The organism is Mycobacterium sp. 1245499.0 (genome assembly GCF_001673615.1).
Classification (GTDB): Bacteria; Actinomycetota; Actinomycetes; order Mycobacteriales; family Mycobacteriaceae; genus Mycobacterium; species Mycobacterium europaeum_A.
Genome location: NZ_LZMG01000206.1, coordinates 1 through 17,729, shown reverse-complemented (window position 1 = coordinate 17,729; position 17,729 = coordinate 1). Strand labels below are relative to the sequence as shown.

General features: G+C 70.2%; 18 protein-coding genes. 8 read left to right on the top strand and 10 right to left on the bottom strand.

Annotation, left to right across the window (positions count from 1 at the left end; all coding sequences use genetic code 11):
• On the bottom strand, positions 1 to 257 hold a 257-nt coding region (locus tag A5646_RS11835; protein ID WP_156765588.1), incomplete at its 3' end, for an SDR family NAD(P)-dependent oxidoreductase.
• A gap of 5 nt (positions 258 to 262) precedes the next feature.
• Positions 263 to 1,093: a DUF2867 domain-containing protein gene (locus A5646_RS11830; protein WP_067021832.1), complete on the bottom strand. Its 831-nt coding sequence runs from the start codon at positions 1,091 to 1,093 to the stop codon at positions 263 to 265.
• Positions 1,094 to 1,114: 21 nt separating this feature from the next.
• Here A5646_RS11830 and A5646_RS11825 point away from each other — a divergent pair, with 21 nt between their 5' ends.
• The gene (locus A5646_RS11825; RefSeq protein WP_066872508.1) at positions 1,115 to 1,711 is read left to right on the top strand and encodes a TetR/AcrR family transcriptional regulator; all 597 of its coding nucleotides are present in this window, start codon (positions 1,115 to 1,117) and stop codon (positions 1,709 to 1,711) included.
• On the opposite strand, the gene A5646_RS11820 is transcribed toward A5646_RS11825, so the two are convergent.
• Genes A5646_RS11820 through A5646_RS11810 form a run of 3 tightly spaced genes read right to left on the bottom strand, consistent with a single transcriptional unit; the run spans position 1,685 to position 5,450 of the window.
• On the bottom strand, positions 1,685 to 3,871 hold the full coding sequence (locus tag A5646_RS11820) for an AAA family ATPase (protein ID WP_067021830.1): 2,187 nt from the start codon (positions 3,869 to 3,871) through the stop codon (positions 1,685 to 1,687). The two genes, A5646_RS11825 and A5646_RS11820, sit on opposite strands and share 27 nt — an antisense overlap.
• Positions 3,868 to 4,731: a CDP-diacylglycerol--serine O-phosphatidyltransferase gene (gene pssA / locus A5646_RS11815; protein ID WP_066872514.1), complete on the bottom strand. Its 864-nt coding sequence runs from the start codon at positions 4,729 to 4,731 to the stop codon at positions 3,868 to 3,870. The genes A5646_RS11820 and pssA overlap by 4 nt, the downstream gene beginning before the upstream one ends.
• A complete protein-coding gene (locus A5646_RS11810) occupies positions 4,728 to 5,450 on the bottom strand; it encodes a phosphatidylserine decarboxylase (protein ID WP_082972246.1) in 723 nt (240 codons plus the stop codon). Before A5646_RS11810 ends, pssA begins: the two co-directional genes overlap by 4 nt.
• A gap of 65 nt (positions 5,451 to 5,515) precedes the next feature.
• On the opposite strand from A5646_RS11810, the gene A5646_RS11805 reads away from it, so the two are divergent.
• Positions 5,516 to 6,727, top strand: coding sequence for an MFS transporter (locus A5646_RS11805; protein ID WP_066872520.1), 1,212 nt, complete (start codon positions 5,516 to 5,518; stop codon positions 6,725 to 6,727).
• Between the two features lie 109 nt (positions 6,728 to 6,836).
• On the opposite strand, the gene glp is transcribed toward A5646_RS11805, so the two are convergent.
• The 3 genes from glp to A5646_RS11790 form a co-directional block, all read right to left on the bottom strand.
• Complete coding sequence (gene glp, locus A5646_RS11800) at positions 6,837 to 8,042, bottom strand: gephyrin-like molybdotransferase Glp (RefSeq protein WP_067021828.1); 1,206 nt, start codon at positions 8,040 to 8,042, stop codon at positions 6,837 to 6,839.
• Between the two features lie 20 nt (positions 8,043 to 8,062).
• Positions 8,063 to 9,013, bottom strand: coding sequence for an SDR family NAD(P)-dependent oxidoreductase (locus A5646_RS11795; protein WP_066881697.1), 951 nt, complete (start codon positions 9,011 to 9,013; stop codon positions 8,063 to 8,065).
• Positions 9,014 to 9,150: 137 nt separating this feature from the next.
• Complete coding sequence (locus tag A5646_RS11790; RefSeq protein WP_067021827.1) at positions 9,151 to 10,215, bottom strand: S9 family peptidase; 1,065 nt, start codon at positions 10,213 to 10,215, stop codon at positions 9,151 to 9,153.
• A gap of 99 nt (positions 10,216 to 10,314) precedes the next feature.
• On the opposite strand from A5646_RS11790, the gene A5646_RS11785 reads away from it, so the two are divergent.
• Positions 10,315 to 10,923, top strand: coding sequence for a TetR family transcriptional regulator (locus A5646_RS11785; RefSeq protein WP_067021825.1), 609 nt, complete (start codon positions 10,315 to 10,317; stop codon positions 10,921 to 10,923).
• 379 nt (positions 10,924 to 11,302) lie between these two features.
• On the opposite strand, the gene A5646_RS11780 is transcribed toward A5646_RS11785, so the two are convergent.
• Positions 11,303 to 11,797 carry a cupin domain-containing protein gene (locus tag A5646_RS11780; RefSeq protein WP_066867554.1) on the bottom strand — a complete coding sequence of 165 codons (495 nt, stop codon included), beginning with the start codon at positions 11,795 to 11,797 and terminating at the stop codon, positions 11,303 to 11,305.
• A 29-nt stretch (positions 11,798 to 11,826) separates the two neighbouring features.
• Between A5646_RS11780 and A5646_RS11775 the strand changes: the two genes are divergently transcribed.
• The gene (locus A5646_RS11775) at positions 11,827 to 12,525 is read left to right on the top strand and encodes a M24 family metallopeptidase (protein ID WP_067021823.1); all 699 of its coding nucleotides are present in this window, start codon (positions 11,827 to 11,829) and stop codon (positions 12,523 to 12,525) included.
• On the opposite strand, the gene A5646_RS11770 is transcribed toward A5646_RS11775, so the two are convergent.
• On the bottom strand, positions 12,522 to 13,433 hold the full coding sequence (locus A5646_RS11770; RefSeq protein WP_067021821.1) for an SDR family NAD(P)-dependent oxidoreductase: 912 nt from the start codon (positions 13,431 to 13,433) through the stop codon (positions 12,522 to 12,524). The genes A5646_RS11775 and A5646_RS11770 overlap by 4 nt on opposite strands.
• Positions 13,434 to 13,536: 103 nt before the next feature.
• On the opposite strand from A5646_RS11770, the gene A5646_RS11765 reads away from it, so the two are divergent.
• The 4 genes from A5646_RS11765 (at position 13,537) to A5646_RS11750 (ending at position 17,618) form a co-directional block, all read left to right on the top strand.
• Positions 13,537 to 14,109, top strand: a complete 573-nt coding sequence (locus tag A5646_RS11765) for a TetR/AcrR family transcriptional regulator (protein WP_066881686.1) — start codon at positions 13,537 to 13,539, stop codon at positions 14,107 to 14,109.
• Positions 14,110 to 14,324: 215 nt separating this feature from the next.
• Positions 14,325 to 15,950: a chaperonin GroEL gene (groL, locus tag A5646_RS11760; protein ID WP_007768358.1), complete on the top strand. Its 1,626-nt coding sequence runs from the start codon at positions 14,325 to 14,327 to the stop codon at positions 15,948 to 15,950.
• Between the two features lie 168 nt (positions 15,951 to 16,118).
• Positions 16,119 to 16,943, top strand: coding sequence for an SDR family oxidoreductase (locus A5646_RS11755; protein ID WP_067021819.1), 825 nt, complete (start codon positions 16,119 to 16,121; stop codon positions 16,941 to 16,943).
• 123 nt (positions 16,944 to 17,066) lie between these two features.
• Positions 17,067 to 17,618 (top strand): carboxymuconolactone decarboxylase family protein, encoded by a 552-nt coding sequence (locus A5646_RS11750; protein ID WP_067021817.1) that lies wholly within the window; start codon positions 17,067 to 17,069, stop codon positions 17,616 to 17,618.
• Positions 17,619 to 17,729 lie beyond the last annotated feature (111 nt).

Here is a 17,729-nt window from a genome sequence, read left to right as displayed (position 1 = left end):
GCCCGGACCTCGACGGTGCTGCTCGACCTCACGGCACTGTCCAGCGTGCGGGCGCCGGCGACCTCGGTCGCGATCCAGCGCGCCGTCTCCGCGAGCGCGTCGGCGTTGCGGGCGGCCAAGATGACATGGGCGCCCGCGGCGGCCAGCGCCCGGGCCGCCGCGCGGCCCAGGCCCGACGACGCGCCGGTGATCACCGATGTCGTGCCGGACAGGTCGATCCCGTCGACGATGTGCAGCGCGGTCGGGCGTTCGGTCATGCGGACTAACTTATCGCCGCGAGTTCGCGGCCCCGGCGAGCGCTGCGCGCCATCAGCCGCGGCGCGACGATCCGGTGCAGGGGGCCGACGAACGCCCAGACCGCCCGGGCGGCGATGCGGCGGCGGTAGTGCAGCCGGGTGGTGAGCACCGCCCGCCGACCGTCCAGGCGGCGCAGCGTCAACTCCCCGCGCATCAGCGGCCCGCGGGTGGCCAACACCAGCTCGTCGGGGTCCGAGCGGACGATCGGCCAGCCGATGAGGTGGTCGGCGGAGCGGGCCGGACCCAGGCGCAGCCGCAGCACGTTGCGGTGGATCCACAACACCAGCTGTCCGCCCGCGCCGGGTTTGTCGCCGAGCCCGTCGCGGAACGCCTCTTCGGCGGTGCGCGCATCTCCGGCGGCGATGGGGACTTCGAAGACGTCCACATAATCGGCGGCGGCCTCGCCGGTGCGCGCCCGCTCGTCGAGCACCGCCGCCGCAACGCGTTTCAGGGTGTGCCGCACGACGACACGATGTCCGCCGGTGCCGATCACCAGCGCCCGGTACGCCTTGCCGTGCATACCGGGGAAGTCGGCCCACGTGGCCGCCCGCAGCCGGGTGCGTGTGGGGGCCTCGAGCGGGTCCAGCTCGAACACCCACCGGTAGACGGCGAACCAGTGGCGGCCCTTGAGCGCGAACCGTGCCGGCGGCCGGGCCTCGTCCAGGATGAAGCCGAAGGGCACGGTCGACGGGTCGTGCGGGTCGCGGCACATCACCCGCAGCAGCGCCGACCACGTGTCGTCGCGGTTGGCGTCGATGGTTATGGCATGCTCGTCAATATAGGGTAATCGTTCCATATAGAAGGAATGTACTAGATCATGGCGCCTCCGCGGAAGCATGAAACCGATGTGATTCTCGACGCCGCCCGGACGCTGGTGCTCGACGGCGGACCACGTGCGGCCAGCGTGGCGGCGATCGCGAAAGCCAGTGGCGCACCGGCGGGCACGTTGTATCACCGGTTCGGCAACCGCGACGGCATCCTGACGGCGGCGTGGCTGCGCGCGCTGCGACGCTTCCAGGAGCGTGCGCTGGCCGCTGACGGCGAGACCCCGACCGACACCGCCGTCGCGATGGCCGTGGCCGCGGTCGCTTTCGCGCGCTCCCTCCCCGAGGATGCCCGGCTGCTGTTGACGATCCGGCCCGGCGACCTGCTCGACGACGAGCCCGACGCGGCCTTCCGGCAGACACTCGCCGAAATGAACGCTCCGCTGACCCAACGCGTCGCGGCGCTGGCGCGCGAACTGTACGGGAATTCCAGGGCGCGCTCCGTCGATGCCGTCGCCCGTGCGGTCGCCGACCTGCCCTACGCCGTGGTGCGGCGCCACGCGCACGACGACCCGATGCCGTCCTGGCTCGAAAAGGACGTGGCGGCCTCGGCCCTGGCAGTGCTACAAAGCTTTGGCGAACGCCCGTAGCGCCTCGACCTGCGCGGGATCCAAAGAGGGACGGACGTTTTCGCGTGCCGTCGCGAGATCGGCGGCCGTCACGTCGGTTGCGTCGATGGATCGGCGCATCGCGGTCAGTGCGGCCTCCCGCAGCAGCGCCGCGCAGTCGGCGGCGCTGTAGCCGTCGAGTCCGGCCGCCACCTCGTCGAGATCGACGTCGGCGCTCAGCGGAATGGATTTGCCCGCGGTGCACAGGATTTCGCGGCGCGCCGCGGCGTCGGGCGGTTCGACGAAGACCAGCCGCTCCAGCCGTCCGGGGCGCAGCAGCGCGGGGTCGATGAGATCGGGCCGGTTGGTGGCGCCCAGCACCACCACGTCGCGCAGCGGATCGACGCCGTCGAGCTCGGTCAACAGCGCGGCCACCACGCGATCGGTGACGCCGGAGTCGAAGCTCTGCCCGCGTCGCGGCGCCAGCGCGTCCACCTCGTCGAGGAAGACCAGCGACGGCGCCGAATCCCGGGCGCGCCGAAACAATTCGCGCACCGCCTTTTCCGAACTGCCCACCCACTTGTCCATCAGCTCGGAGCCCTTCACGGCGTGCACGGACAGCTGCCCGGTGCTGGCCAGCGCGCGCACGATGAAGGTCTTGCCGCAGCCCGGCGGCCCGTACAGCAGCACCCCGCGCGGCGGTTGCACGCCCAACCGGGCGAAGGTGTCGGGATGCTGCAACGGCCACAACACGGCCTCGGTCAGGGCCTGCCTGGCCTCGGCCATGTCGCCGACGTCGTCGAGGGTGATGTTGCCGACACTGACCTCCTCGCTGGCCGAACGGGACAGCGGGCGGATCACGGTCAGCGCCCCGGCTAGATCCTCCTGTTTCAGCTCCGGCGGCCGGCCGTCGGAGCTGGCCCGCGACGCCGCCCGCAGCGCCGCCTCGCGCACCAGCGCGGCCAGGTCGGCGACGACGAAACCCGGTGTGCGAGAAGCTATCTCGTCGAGATCAAGGTCACCGGTGGGCACGTTGCGCAGCAGCGACTCCAGCAGCGCCTTGCGGGTGCCGGCGTCGGGAAGGGGCAGGCCCAGCTCGCGGTCGCACAGGTCGGGGGCCCGCAGCCGGGCGTCGAGCTGGTCGGGCCGCGCGGAGGTGGCGATCAGGGCGACGCCCTCGCTGGCCACCGCGGTGCGCAGCTCGCCGAGGATCAGCGAGGCCACCGGCTCGGCGGTGGCCGGCAGCAGGGCGTCGACGTCGGTGATCAGCAGCACCCCACCGCCGTCGCGGACCGTCTGCACCGCCGACGCCACGGCCTTGAGCCGGTCCTCGGCGGCCAGCGCGCCGACCTCCGGGCCGTCGAGCGTGACCAGCCTGCGGTCGCCGGACACCGCGCGCACCAGGGTCACCTTGCCCACACCGGCCGGGCCCGACACCAGCACCCCGAGGTTGGCGCCCGCACCCAGCGTCTTGAGCAGATGCGGTTCGTCGAGCGCGAGCTTGAGCCACTCGACCAGCTTGGCGGCCTGGGGCTGGGTGCCCTTGAGTTCCTCGACGACCATCTCCGGCCTGGCGACCTCGACCGATATCCGCGACGAGGTTCTGGCACCGGACGGAACGCCGGTGCCCCAGGTGACGAGCGTGTTGGGCTGCACGCTCACCGGCCCGTCGGGGTCGACGCCGGTGACGGTCAGCAGCTCCGAGGTCCAGCTGATACCGACCGCGGTGGCCAGCGCGCGGGTGGCCTCGGACGTCGAGGTGCCCGGGCCCAGGTCGCGGGGCAGCAGCGAGACGGCGTCGCCCACGGTAATCACCTTGCCCAGCAAGGCTCGTCGCAGCGTGACCGGCGTGATCGACTGGGTGGCCAGCGTCGAGCCGGCCAGCGTCACCGACCGCGCGCCGTAGACGGTGACCGCGCCGACGACCACCGGGGTGCCCTCGCGCAGACCCGCGTTGGACAGCGTCACGTCGTCGAGCAGCACGGTGCTGACCGGGGTGTCCGGGCCGGCCAGGCCGGCCACCGCCGCCGTGGTCCGTGACCCGATCAGCGATACCGCGTCCCATTCCCGAATGCCCAGCGCGGCAATGGCATTCGGATGCAAGCGGATGACACCGCGGCGAGAGTCCACCGCGGAGGTGTTCAGCCGGGCGGTCAGGGTGAGCTGACGGGCCGGGCCCGAGTCGTCGCCGGAGCGACTCACGGCAGGCGCCTGCCCGGCTTGCGCAGGCCCAGCCGCGCCACCGACCGGCGGTTGGGCTGTGCCCGGCGGATCGCCCGCCGCGCCGCGCGGCGCTGCTTGGGTTCGTCGTCCCACGCCTCCGGGTGCGCGGCCAGCCAGCGCGAGTTGCGGATGGCGAACGGCACGTGGCACAGATAGGCGACGATGAGCACCCAAATCAACACGTAGGGCGCCAGCACGGCCGCCGCCGCGCAGATCGCCAGGACCGCCAGCAGGGGCGCCGCCCAGCTCGGCGGCACGGCGACCGCGTGCATCTTGCGCATCGGGATCTTGCTGACCATCAGGATCGACGTCCCGGTGATCCAGATGCACAGAAACAGCGGCGACGTCCACCAACCGTCGCCGAACTGCAGCTTGAGTCCGATCAGGCCGATCATCGAGATCGCGCCCGCCGGCGCGGGCATGCCGACGAAGAACTCGTGCGCGTAGGCCGGCTGACTGCCGTCGTCCTGCAAAGCGTTGAAACGTGCCAGCCGCAGCACCACACACACCGCGTAGAGCAGGATCACCACCCAGCCGGCCGGTGACTTGGTCAGCAGCGTCACGTAGAGGACGATCGCCGGGGTCACGCCGAAGTTCACCGCGTCGGCCAGCGAGTCGATCTGCTCGCCCATCCGCGACTGGGCGTCCAGGATGCGGGCCACCCGCCCGTCGAGCCCGTCCAGGATCGCGGCCGCGGCGATCAGGGCCATCGCGGCCTTGGGCTGGTGTTCGAGGGCGAACCGGATCGAGGTCAACCCCGCACAGACCGAGAGCACCGTCATCGCGCTCGGCAGGATCTGCAGGTTGACCGCCGGCCGCCCGCGCGGCTTGCTGATCATGGCAGCTCGGCCAGCACGGTCTCGCCGGCGATCGCGCGCTGACCGACCTTGACCAGCGGTTCGGAGCCCGCCGGCAGGTAGGTGTCCAGCCTGGACCCGAACCGGATCAGGCCGTAGGTATCACCGATCGACAGCTTGTCCCCGACGTGCGCGTCGCAGATGATGCGCCGGGCCAGCAGCCCGGCGACCTGCACCGCGACGACGTCCGCGCCGCTGGGTGTGCGGATGTGCAGGCTGGTGCGTTCGTTCTCGGTGCTCGCCGCGGCCAGGTCGGCCGAGCCGAACCGGCCAGGCCGGTGCTGCACGGCGATCACCTCGCCGCTGACCGGCGCGCGCTGCACGTGGGCGTCCAGCAGCGACAGGAAGATGCTGACCCGCGGCAGCGGCGCGTCGCCCATGCTCAATTCGGCGGGCGGGGTGGCGAAGTCGATCACGCAGATCTCGCCGTCGGCGGGCGCGACGATCGCGCCGGGCCGGGCCGGCGGCACCCGAGGGGGGTGACGGAAGAAGCCGGCGCAGGCGCCGGCGGCCAGCAGGCCCGCCCGTCGCACCCATCGGTGCCTGCGGCCGACCAGGGCCAGCGCCAGCCCGGCGCCGATGAACGGTCGGCCGGCCGGATGCACCGGCGGGACGGCGGAACGCACCAGTTCCAGTGCGTGTTGCGGGCTGAAGCCCGGGTCTTGAGCGGAGGGGCCGACAGTGCGGGGGCGGCGTGCCACGCGGCCATCTTACGGAGCCCGCGACTGATTCGTGGACGCCCGCAGGGGGAACGCCCACGTTCGACATGCAATCGCACAGCGCCGATCGAACGGCACTACGAGTGCGCCGCGCGAAAGTGGCGGTCACCGCCGTCTTCCTCGCGCACGGGCTGGTGTTCTCGTCCTGGGCCGCCCACATTCCGCACGTCAAGGCGGGGCTCGGCCTGTCCGACGCGGCGCTCGGAACGGCGCTGTTCGGCGCGCCGCTGGGCTCGGTGGTGGCCACGGCGGTCAGCCACTGGGCGCTGCCCCGCTGGGGGAGCCACCGGCTGATCCCGGTCACCGTGGCCGGCTACGCCGCGGCCGGCACGACCGTGGGCCTGGCCCGGTCCGCGGCCGCGCTGTTCGCGGCGCTGGCCTTGTGGGGGCTGTTCCAGGGGGCGCTGGACGTCGCGATGAACACCCAGGCCGGCACGGTCGAGCGGCTCGCCGGGACCCCGATCATGGCGCGCTTCCATGGCATGTGGAGCCTCGGGGCGCTGGCGGGGGCGGTGATCGGCGCGGTCTGCGTCAGCGCGGGCGTCGGCCTGACCGTCCAGTTGACGGCGCTCGGGCTGGCGGTCCTGATCGTGGTGGAAACCCTGACCCGTCGCCTGATCCCCGACGCGGCCGAGACGGCGGCGCCGACGGGCCACGCGGAAGGCGACCGGGCCTGGATGACGCCGACCGTGGCGATCCTGGCGGCCGTGGCGTTCGCCTCGTTCCTGTGCGAAGGCGCCGCCACCGACTGGTCGGCCAACTATTTGCGCAACGTCGTCGGCGCCGGCCCGAGCGTCGCCGCGGTGAGCTACGCCGGCTACACGTGTGCGATGGTCGTCACCCGGTTCGGCGCACCGCGGCTGCACGCGCGGGTGCCCAGTCGCCGGCTGCTGCCGGGGCTGGCGCTGATGGCCGTCGTGGGCATGAGCGTGACGCTGGCGACCGCCAACGCCTGGATCGGCGTGCTCGGTTTCGCGGCGCTGGGCGCCGGCGTTGCGCTGCTGGTGCCGACCGCGTTCAGCGCGGCCTACGGCGCCAGCAGCGCCGGATCGGCGATCGCCATCGTGGCCGCCACCGGCTGGCTGGGATATCTGCTCGGGCCGCCGCTGATCGGGCACCTATCCGGCCGGGTGGGGCTGTCGGCGGCGTTGGTCACCATTCCGGTGATGATGGCGATCGTCGGCATCGCCATCCGCTGCACCCCGGCTTTCGACAAGGCCGACGAGTTCCATCGGGACGTGGCCACGCCCGCCGGCTAAGCCTGATTGCCCGCCTCCTCCCCCCACTGCGCGGGCCGCATCGTCGCCGAGCTAGGCCTGATTGCCCGCCTCCTCCTCACCCCACTGCGCGGGCTGCATCGTCGCCGAGCTAGCGCAGATCCCAGACCTGCAGCTGGGTCCCCTCGGGCACCTCGACCACGTCCTCGGGGATGTCCAGCAGCCCGTTCGCCGACGCCAGCCACCGCAGGTGATGCGAGGCGGGCGGACCGTAGCTGGTGACCGTGTTGGCGTCGTCGCCCAGCACCGCGCGGCGGAATTGGCGCTTGCCGCGCGGCGAAGTCAGCGACTCCGCGAGCACCGCGGTGCGAAGCGGACGGTCCGGATCCGGCAGGCCCATGGCCCTGCGCAGCGCCGGACGGATGAACACCTCGAAGGACACCAGCGCGCTGACCGGGTTGCCGGGCAGCGTGACGATCGTCGCGCCGGCCACCCGTCCCACGCCTTGCGGCATGCCCGGCTGCATGGCGACCTTGACGAATTCCACGCCCTGGTCGCCCTCCCGCCCGAAGGCGTCCTTGACCACCTCGTAGGCGCCGGCGCTGACGCCGCCGCTGGTGATGATCAGGTCGGCGTCACCGGCGTATCGGTCGATGATCGAACTGAACTGGGCCACTTCGTCTTCCGCGGTCGCCACGCCGACCAGCTCGGCGCCTGCATCCCGAACGGCGCCGGCCAGCATGATCGAGTTGGACTCGTAGATCTGCCCGGGCCGCAGCGCGGTGCCCGGCGTCACCAGCTCCGAACCGGTCGAGATCACCAGCACCCGCTGGCGCGGAATCACCCGCAACTCGGCGATGCCCAGCGCCGCCGCCAAGCCGAGCACCGCCGGCGTCACGACCTGACCCTGGCGCAAGACGGTGGTGCCGGGCGCGACGTCCTCGCCCGCGCGCCGGATGTGCCTGCCCGCCTCCCGTGGCGCGCGGATCGACACGACGTCCACGCCGCCGTCCGTGTCCTCCACCGGCACGACTGCCGTCGCCCCGGCCGGCAGCGGCGCGCCCGTCATGATCCGGTGGGCCGTACCGGGCTGCAGCGTCAGTTCGTCGGTGCGCCCGGCCGGAATGTCCTCGGCGACGGGCAGCACCACCGGGTGTTCGGGCGTGGCGGTCGACGTGTCCTCGGCACGCACCGCGTAACCGTCCATCGCCGAGTTGTCGAAGACTGGCAACGCCAGCTGCGCCACCACGTCCTCGGCCAGCACCAGGCCCTGGGCCTCGGCGAGCGGGACCGCGACCGGCGGCCGGGCACGAATCAACTCGCTGACAACCCGCTGATGTTCGGCGACTGAGCGCATCGGAGCCATTATCTCCCGGGTCAGACGGGGAAGCGGACGCCGGTGAGTTCTTCGGAGACGGCCCACAGCCGGCGCTGCAGCTCCTCGTCGTGGGACTGGGCGCTGGACTCGACCAGCTTCGGGCGGCCCCGCTGTTCGAGGAATCCCGATGGGCCGAAGTACTGCCCGCCCTGAACGGCCGGATCGGTGGCGGCTCGCAGCGTCGGCAACGCGCCCATGGCCGGGCTCTGGAACAGCAGCGGCCCCAGCACGGCCTTCACCGGCCGGAAGACGCCCGGCAGGTTGCGGGCCAGCTCGGTGTTGGAGCCGCCGGGATGCGCGGCGACGGCGATGGTCTTTGCGTCGGGGTTGGCCGCCAGCCGTCGCTGCAGCTCGTAGGTGAACAGCAGGTTGGCCAGCTTGGACTGCCCGTAGGCGGCGATCCGGTCGTAGCGGTGTTCCCACTGCAGGTCGTCGAAATGGATCGCGGCCCGCAGCCGGTGCCCGAGGCTGCTGACCGTCACCACCCGCGAATCCCGCACCCCCAGCAGGTTTTCCAGCAGCAGCCCGGTCAACGCGAAGTGGCCCAGGTGGTTGGTGCCGAACTGCAATTCGAAACCGTCCTGGGTGACCTGCTTGGGCGTCCACATCACGCCCGCGTTGTTGATCAGCAGGTCGATGCGGGGGTACGCCGCACGCAGCGCGTCGGCGGCCGACCGGATCGCGTCCAGCGAGGTCAGGTCCAGCTGTTGCAGCGTGACATCTACTTTCCCGCGCCCTTGGCCGCCTGCGGCGACGATGCGCGACAGCGCCGCGTTGCCCTTCTCGAGATTGCGCACCGCCAGCACGACGTGGGCGCCGCGATAGGCCAGCACGGCGGCCGTCTCATACCCGATGCCGGTGTTGGCGCCGGTGACGACGACGACGCGGCCGCTTTGATCCGGGACATCGCCCTCCGACCAGTTGCGGTTCTCTTTGTCGTTGGAAGCCATGGCCCAAAACATACTCATCGACGATCGAGGGCGTCGTGTCGGGCGACGGGCATTCGACGGTTCCGGCCGTGGGCCTGCGATGAAAAACCGTTATCCCGACAGCGATTTCCGCCGGATTCGCCACCCGCGCGGGTTTGTCAGCCCGTCGGGGTCGATCCCATCTGGCGGCGCAGCCAGGCGATGATCTTCGGCACCACCTCGGGCGCTTTGCTCATCGCGACGTGGCCGGTGCCCTCGACCAGGTGCACCTCGGTGTCGCGGCGGCCCCGGAAGTCTAAAGTGTCGGATTGCGGGACGAAATAGTCGTCGGCGCCGTTGATCACCAACATCGCCGAATTAGTTTGCTGGGCAAGCAGATCCGCGCGATTCAGGCGTTCCATTCCGGCGCTGAGCTGATCGAGGGTCCGGGAGTGGTCCCACTGCATCGCGTTGCCCAGGATGTCGTGCATGCCGTAGGGCAGTTTCGCGAGATTGTCGGGACCGAAGGCGGCGACCACGGGACCGCCGAGATCGATTGCGGCATCGACGATTCCGGACAGTCCCGACATCGCGGCGAAGTTGCCGCCGAACGATGCGCCGAAGTGCGCGACCCGGCCGTCGCCCAGCGTCCGGGCGTGGCGGGCGAGCCCGCGGATCACCTCGTCGGCGTGTTGGTCGAGCGGGATCGCGGTTTCGCCCGTGCCGGGATGGTCGAAGGCCATGGTGGTCACGCCCGCGCCCTGGGTGAATGCGACCCACCACGGGTGGATGTCCATCTTCCAGGTGTCCACGCCGCCGCTGGCGATCAGCACCGGACGGGCGGCGTAGTCACCGTCGGCCGAATACAGGTGCACCGGCACCTCGACGGACCCGTCGCGGTAGGCGACGGTGAGGAAGCGCCGTTCGAAGTGCACCGGGAAATCGCCGGCCGCCAACTGGAACTGCTCGAGCTGGTGCTGCATCGCTTTGGCCCGCGCCGCGTCGGTGAGGCAGGGAAACTTTGCGCACCCGTAGACCAGCGACGCCATCCGATGTTCGGTTCGCTCGGCGTATTCGCTTGCCAGCAAAGACCATTCATAGACCCAGCCGCCGGGCGCATCGGCCCACATGTCGTCGACGGCCGCGCGGACCCGCTCGATGTCCTCGCGCGGGATCCCGAACTTCGCGAACTGCTCGGTGCGGTCGTCGAACATGGCCGACGCGTCGATGTCGTAGGTGTACATGATGGCCAGCCCCTCATTTTCACGGCCCGTTGAGACTAGTCTCACGCTACGGTGAAACTAGTCTCAACGCAAGAGGAAATTCACGCTACGATGAAACTCATGCCGAAGAGGTCGACCACGCCCGGCCCGCGCGATGAGCGCGGCGTGCTGGCCGCGCGGATCGTGGCCGCGGCCCGCGTCGAATTCGCCGAACACGGCTGGGCGGGCACCACCATCCGCGCGATCGCCCGGGCCGCCGACGTCGATCCCGCGCTGGTCTACCACTACTTCGGGTCCAAGGAGAAGCTGCTCGACGCGGCGACGAACCCGCCGCAGAAGTGGCTCGACGACGTCGCCAAGGTCTGGGTTACGCCGGTCGAACAACTCGGCGCCGCCGTGCTGGAGCTGATGCTGGCCAGCTGGGACGACGAGGAGATCGGGCCGACGTTGCACGCCATCCTGCAGACCGCGGCGCACGAACCGACCACCCGCGAAAAGCTACGACGCGTCGTCGCCGGCAGCCTGATGGGCGTCGCACATCTCGGGGTCGACGAAGACGAGCGCCTTGTCCGCAGCGGCCTGATCGCGTCGCAGACGATCGGCCTGGCCCTGATGCGCTACGTCTGGAAGATCGAGCCCCTCGCGTCGATGACGAACGAGGAAATGCTCGCGGCGATCACGCCCAACCTGCAGCGCTACGTCGACGGCGACCTGACGGGCGCGACGTAGCGCCGGCCCGGCGTGCGCGGTACGCGGGGCCGCCGTGTCATCGCGGGCGGTGCGAGCGACAGGCGTGCCCGGGCGCGATCGCGCAACCCTCGCCCGCCCCGTTGATAGCCGCTGACCCGGGTGCCGCGTTCGCGTACGGCGACCGGCGCTGGTGGGCGCGGCCGAAAGTCCGGTGTGCTCCGGGGTTTTGGGCGTTTGACGCGCAGGCTGATCATCACCGGGGCGCTCATCGACCAATCGATCCGTTGCCGCATCCAGGCCGCGGCCCGTTTCGACGGCTTCCTCGTTCGCACGGCCACACCCTACGCCCATCGGTCCCGTGGCCGGCGGCGCCATCAGAAACGTTACGGCGGAACAAATTTCGCGTTAATGCAAGGGTTTACTGCACCCAGAAATTATCGTGCCGGATGAACCATTCGCGGCGCTCGTCGTCGGTCATATCCGCCAGGGCCGCAAAGCCTTCGAAGTACGCCTCGCGCGGCGCGCCGGGCGCGAACAGCATTAGAATCGATGCCGGTTCGTTCGCCTCGTTGCGAAAACCGTGGACGCCCCCGGGTGGCACGTAGAGGAAGTCACCCTGGTGACCGTCCGTCCACTCGGTGCCGTCGTAGAGCTTCATCGTCCCGGACAGGACGAAGAACGCCTCGGACATGGCGCGGTGAAAATGTGCCGGTGGACCGCCGCCGGCCGGCGCGATGTCGACCCGGTAGAGGCCGTAATCGCCGGCGGTGTCCTGCTGGTTGGCCAGGTAGTGGTACTTGACGCCGGAGGTTTCGTAATCGGGTGGCTGATCGGCCCGCTTGAGCCAGGCGCTGATCTCCGGTTCGTCCTTGGTGTAGCGGGCTGGCGGGTAGGGCGGCACAACGAGGGACATGGTTCCAGTGTGCGCATAGCATCGCCGGTGTGAAGGGATCGAGCGCCGAAGATGTTCGCGTGCAACGGCTGCTGGACGCCGAAGACAAGGCCGGCCAACTGTTCGACGAGATCGAGCGGCGGGCCATGATCCGGCCCGGGCTGGCCGAAAAGGAACTCTCCGACCAGATCCACGACCTCGCCGGGGAGATGTTCGGGGTGACCCGGCACTGGCACCGGCGGATCGTGCGCGCCGGGGAGAACACGTTGCAGCCGTTCCAGGAACGCCCGCCGGACCGGATGATCGCCGACGACGACATCGTCTTTTTGGACCTGGGGCCGATCTTCGAGGAGTGGGAGGCCGATTTCGGGCGGACGTTCGTGCTCGGTGACGACCCGCACAAGATCGCCCTTCGCGACGCCCTGCCACGGGTGTGGCAGGCCGGCCGCGACCACTTCGCGAGCAACTCCGGGATCACCGGCGCCGAGCTGTTCGACTACGTCGTCGGCGTGGCCCGCGCCGAGGGCTTCGAGTGGGGCAGCCATATCGCGGGCCATCTGATCGGCGAATTTCCGCACAAGAAGATCGCCGGCCGGGGCGTCCAGTGGTACGTCATGCCCGGGTCGAACAAGCCGATGCGCCGCACCGATCCGCGCGGGCGCATCTGTCACTGGATCCTCGAGATCCACCTCGTCGATCGCCCGCGCGGTTTCGGCGGCTTTTACGAGCAGCTGCTCGATCTGGGCTAAACGGCGTACTTCACCCCGGTCAGTTCCTCCGACACCGTCCACAACCGGCGCTGCCGTTCGGCATCGTGCGACTTGACGCTGGATGTCACCACCTTCGGGCTGCCCTGCATCTCGCCGATGCCGTCCGGTCCGAAGTACTGGCCACCGAGCACGCCCGGGTCGGTGCCGGCGCGCAACTGCGGCAGCGCGCCCGCGGCCGCGTCCTGCGAGATCAGGCCGAACACCGGAGTCACGACCCGCTCGACGAGCGGCGGAAGGTTGCGCGTCAGTTCGGTGCGCGAGCCGCCGGGGTGAGCGGCGACGGCGATCGTCGTCCCGTGCGGAGCCAGCCGCCGCTGCAGCTCGTAGGTGAACAGCAGATTGGCCAGCTTGGCCTGTCCATAGGCGGCGACCCTGTTATAGCTGCGCTCCCACTGCAGGTCGTCGAAGTGGATGTCGGCCAGGATGCGGTGGCCGAGGCTGCTCACCGTCACGACCCGCGAGCCGGCCACCGGCAGCAGCCGGTCCAACAGCAGGCCGGTAAGGGCGAAGTGGCCCAGGTGGTTGGTGCCGAACTGCAACTCGAAGCCGTCCTTGGTGGTCGACTTCGGCGTCCACATCACGCCCGCGTTGTTGATCAGCAGGTCGATGCGGTCGTGCGCGGTGCGCAACTGCTCGGCGGCGGACCGCACGGACTGAAGCGACGTCAGGTCCAGCTCCTGAAGCGCGACGTCGGCGTGGGGGCTGTGGGCGGTGATGCGGGCGGCCGCGTCCTTGCCCTTGTCCAGGTTGCGCACCGCCAGCACCACGTGGGCGCCGCGGTCGGCCAGCGCCAGGGCGGTCTCGTAGCCCAATCCGGTATTGGCCCCGGTGATGACGGCGACCCGTCCGGTCTGGTCGGGAATGTCCTTGGTGGTCCACTTGGCCATGAGAGACTCCTTGAACTTGTAGAGTAAACGGGGCGGGCGCTCCGGTTGAGTCCGACTATACGGAACGCACGCCCCGGTTTGTCAATCGATGGATGGTGAACAGATGGCACGGCCCGAACGCCGGTTGCGTGCCGATGCGGCGCGCAACCGCGCGCGCGTGCTCGAAGTCGCCTACGACACCTTCGCGGCCGAGGGCCTTTCGGTACCCATCGACGAGATCGCGCGCCGCGCCGGCGTCGGGGCCGGCACCGTCTACCGGCACTTCCCGACCAAGGAGGCGCTGTTCCAGGCCGTCATCGAGGACCGGATGCAGCGGCTGGTCGACGACGGGCGGGCCCTGCTGGACACCCTCGGACCCGGCGAGGCGCTATTCGCCCTGCTGCGTTCGATGGTGCTGCACTGGGGCGCGGCGGATCGCGGCCTGGTCGACGCGCTGGCCGGATTCGGGATCGACATCGCCAGCGCGGCGCCCGACGCCGAGGACGCGTTCCTGGCCATGCTCGACGAACTGCTGCGGGCCGCGCAGCGGGCGGGCACCGCGCGCCAGGACATCGGGGTGCGCGAAGTCAAGGCGATCATGGTCGGGTGTCAGGCCGCGGAGGCCTACAACCCGGACTTGGCCGAGCGGGTGACCGACGTCGTCGTCGACGGTTTACGCGCTGGGCGATCGGGCTGACCTCTTCTTGCACTCGACATAGGCGAGTGCTAAGAATGACGTTGGCACTCGCGACCAGCGAGTGCTAGGTCGGGACGGTGAGGCCAGGGCCGCGGCAAGCGGAAGACACCTAGCCGTCCGTCGCGGGCACTGCACCCGGCCACAGCGTTGATGGGGCGACCCGACAAGCGGTCGCCCTGAGTGTCACCCCATAGTTTCGGAGGAATCACTTCGCAATGGCCAAGACAATTGCGTACGACGAGGAGGCCCGTCGCGGCCTCGAGCGGGGGCTGAACGCCCTCGCCGACGCGGTAAAGGTGACGTTGGGTCCCAAGGGCCGCAACGTCGTCCTGGAAAAGAAGTGGGGCGCCCCCACGATCACCAACGATGGGGTTTCCATCGCCAAGGAGATCGAGCTGGAGGACCCCTACGAGAAGATCGGCGCCGAGCTGGTCAAGGAAGTCGCCAAGAAGACCGACGACGTCGCCGGTGACGGCACGACGACGGCCACGGTGCTGGCCCAGGCGTTGGTCCGCGAGGGCCTGCGCAACGTTGCGGCCGGTGCCAACCCGCTGGGTCTGAAGCGCGGCATCGAGAAGGCCGTCGAGAAGGTCACCGAGACCCTGCTCAAGTCGGCCAAAGAGGTCGAGACCAAGGACCAGATCGCTGCTACCGCGGCCATCTCCGCGGGCGACCAGTCGATCGGCGACCTGATCGCCGAGGCGATGGACAAGGTCGGCAACGAGGGCGTCATCACCGTCGAGGAGTCCAACACCTTCGGCCTGCAGCTCGAGCTCACCGAGGGCATGCGGTTCGACAAGGGCTACATCTCGGGCTACTTCGTCACCGACGCGGAGCGTCAGGAAGCCGTCCTCGAGGACCCCTTCATCCTGCTGGTCAGCTCCAAGGTTTCGACCGTCAAGGACCTGCTGCCCCTGCTGGAGAAGGTCATCCAGGCCGGCAAGCCGCTGCTGATCATCGCCGAGGACGTCGAGGGCGAGGCGCTGAGCACCCTGGTCGTCAACAAGATCCGCGGCACCTTCAAGTCGGTGGCCGTCAAGGCTCCCGGCTTCGGAGACCGCCGCAAGGCGATGCTGCAGGACATGGCCATCCTCACCGGTGGTCAGGTCATCAGCGAAGAGGTCGGCCTGTCGCTGGAGAGCGCCGACGTCGCCCTGCTGGGTAAGGCCCGCAAGGTCGTCGTCACCAAGGACGAGACCACCATCGTCGAGGGCGCCGGTGACTCCGACGCCATCGCCGGCCGGGTGGCCCAGATCCGCAGCGAGATCGAGAACAGCGACTCGGACTACGACCGCGAGAAGCTGCAGGAGCGCCTGGCCAAGCTGGCCGGCGGTGTTGCGGTGATCAAGGCCGGAGCCGCGACCGAGGTCGAGCTCAAGGAGCGCAAGCACCGCATCGAGGACGCCGTCCGCAACGCCAAGGCCGCCGTCGAGGAGGGCATCGTCGCCGGTGGTGGCGTGGCCCTGCTGCACGCGACCCCGTCGCTGGACGAGCTGAAGCTCACCGGTGACGAGGCGACCGGCGCCAACATCGTCCGTGTGGCGCTCGAGGCTCCGCTGAAGCAGATCGCCTTCAACGGTGGTTTGGAGCCCGGCGTCGTGGCCGAGAAGGTCCGCAACTCGCCCGCCGGTACCGGCCTGAACGCCGCGACCGGTGAGTACGAGGACCTGCTCAAGGCCGGCGTTGCCGACCCGGTGAAGGTGACCCGTTCGGCGCTGCAGAACGCGGCGTCCATCGCGGGCCTGTTCCTCACCACCGAGGCCGTCGTCGCTGACAAGCCGGAGAAGGCGGCCGCACCCGCGGGCGACCCGACCGGTGGCATGGGCGGCATGGACTTCTAAGTCCGACGACTCAAGCACGGGAAAGCCCGGCCCCCACAAGGGGCCGGGCTTTTTCGTGTCTACGGGACGTCTCGACGCCCGGGCGTCGCTCCGCGAGTGTGAAGTTAGCCGCACATTCGACGCCGAGCGTGCGGCCAGCTTCACGTTCGGCGCCCGTAGTGTGAACGTGTGGCCCTTCCGACTCCCTCCCCCGAAAGCACCGCCGTCGTCACCGGCGCGTCGTCGGGCATCGGCGCCGACATCGCCCGCGAACTGGCCGCCCGCGGCCACGGCGTGACACTGGTCGCCCGCCGGGAGGACCGGCTGCGCGAGCTGGCCGACGAACTCGCCGGCCGGGTACGCGTCGAGGTGATCGCCTGCGACGTCGCCGATTCCGCCGCGCGCGCCGGCCTTCTCGACGAGGTCGGCCGCCGCGGCCTGACCGTCGACATCCTGGTCAACAACGCCGGCATCGGGACCATGGGTTCGGTGACCAAGACGCCCGTCGACGCCGAGATCGCCCAGGTGCGGGTCAACGTCGAGGCCGTCATCGACCTGAGCACCCGCGCGGTCCAGCAGATGGTGCCGCGCGGCCGTGGCGCGATCCTCAACATCGGATCCACCGCGGGCTACCAACCGTTTCCGGGGCAGATCGGGTACGCGGCCACCAAGGCGTTCGTCAACAACTACACCCAGGGGCTGCGCGGTGAACTCGCCGGCACCGGCGTCACCGTCGCGCTGCTGTGCCCGGGGCCGGTGCACACCGAGTTCGTGAAGAGCGCCGGCATGGACGAGCGGGAATTCGCCGATGCGTTCCCGAAGTTCATGTGGAAGCCGTCGCGTGAGGTGGCGCGCGCCGGAGTCGACACGCTCGACCACGACCGCGGAACGGTGATCCCGGGCTTGCCGAGCCAGATCAGCACCCGCCTGTTTCAGTTCATGCCGCGGCGGGTGTTGTTGCCGCTGTTGCGGAATCAGCATCCCAGCCTGCGTAGGGACGGCTCAGCGGGCTAGCGGCGATCGCGAGCGCGGCCGTGGCGATCGCAAGCGCGGCGAAGCCGGGCGCCGCGGGTCGCCGCCTCAGGTCCGAGCCGGGCGCCGCGGGTCGCCGCCATCGACCTAACTACAGTCTCATCCGTGAGCCGCGTCGCACCGCTCGCTCCGCCGTGGAGCGAAGAAGATGCCACTGGCATCAACAGCTGGGGTCACCCCGACCGCACGTACGAGCCGCTGCTTTTGGTGCGCTGCCTGCAGCGCCATCCGACGCTGGCCGCCCGGCTGCGCAAGCTCGGCGAATCCCTTTATGTCGCAGCGCTTTTGCCTGGTCGCACGCGGACCATCGCCATTCTGCGGACCTGCGCGCTGGTCGGCTGCGCATACGAGTGGGGCGGGCAGGCGGCGTTCTGGGGCCCGATCGCCGGTGTCAGCGACGACGAGTGCGATGCGCTGGTCACCGGCGGCCCGGACGACCCGCGGTGGAGCGTTGCGGAGCGCACGCTGATCGCGGCGGTGGACGAGCTCGAGCGCACCGGCTCGTGGTCGGAGGCGACGTGGACCGCGCTCGGCCGCGACCTCGACGACGAGCAGCGCATCGAATTGCTCACGGCCGTCGGCTGGTATCGGACGATCTGCACGCTGTGCAACGCGCTCGCGCTGCCGGTGGAGGGCTGGATGCGGCCCTGGCCCTGAGTCGGATGGCGGCGACCCGGCTTCCCCCGGCTCCGCCGCGCTCGCGATCGCCGCTAGGCCGCTGAGCCGTCCCTACGCAGGCTGGGATGCTGATTCCGCAACAGCGGCAAC

What these genes read in the sequence shown, in the direction of transcription:
- A5646_RS11830 (WP_067021832.1), bottom strand. Translation starts at nt 1,093, where the DNA reads ATGGAACGATTACCCTATATTGACGAGCATGCCATAACCATCGACGCC.
- A5646_RS11825 (WP_066872508.1), top strand. Translation starts at nt 1,115, where the DNA reads ATGGCGCCTCCGCGGAAGCATGAAACCGATGTGATTCTCGACGCCGCC.
- pssA (WP_066872514.1), bottom strand. Translation starts at nt 4,731, where the DNA reads ATGATCAGCAAGCCGCGCGGGCGGCCGGCGGTCAACCTGCAGATCCTG.
- A5646_RS11805 (WP_066872520.1), top strand. Translation starts at nt 5,516, where the DNA reads ATGCAATCGCACAGCGCCGATCGAACGGCACTACGAGTGCGCCGCGCG.
- glp (WP_067021828.1), bottom strand. Translation starts at nt 8,042, where the DNA reads ATGCGCTCAGTCGCCGAACATCAGCGGGTTGTCAGCGAGTTGATTCGT.
- A5646_RS11795 (WP_066881697.1), bottom strand. Translation starts at nt 9,013, where the DNA reads ATGGCTTCCAACGACAAAGAGAACCGCAACTGGTCGGAGGGCGATGTC.
- A5646_RS11790 (WP_067021827.1), bottom strand. Translation starts at nt 10,215, where the DNA reads ATGTACACCTACGACATCGACGCGTCGGCCATGTTCGACGACCGCACC.
- A5646_RS11785 (WP_067021825.1), top strand. Translation starts at nt 10,315, where the DNA reads ATGCCGAAGAGGTCGACCACGCCCGGCCCGCGCGATGAGCGCGGCGTG.
- A5646_RS11780 (WP_066867554.1), bottom strand. Translation starts at nt 11,797, where the DNA reads ATGTCCCTCGTTGTGCCGCCCTACCCGCCAGCCCGCTACACCAAGGAC.
- A5646_RS11770 (WP_067021821.1), bottom strand. Translation starts at nt 13,433, where the DNA reads ATGGCCAAGTGGACCACCAAGGACATTCCCGACCAGACCGGACGGGTC.
- A5646_RS11765 (WP_066881686.1), top strand. Translation starts at nt 13,537, where the DNA reads ATGGCACGGCCCGAACGCCGGTTGCGTGCCGATGCGGCGCGCAACCGC.
- groL (WP_007768358.1), top strand. Translation starts at nt 14,325, where the DNA reads ATGGCCAAGACAATTGCGTACGACGAGGAGGCCCGTCGCGGCCTCGAG.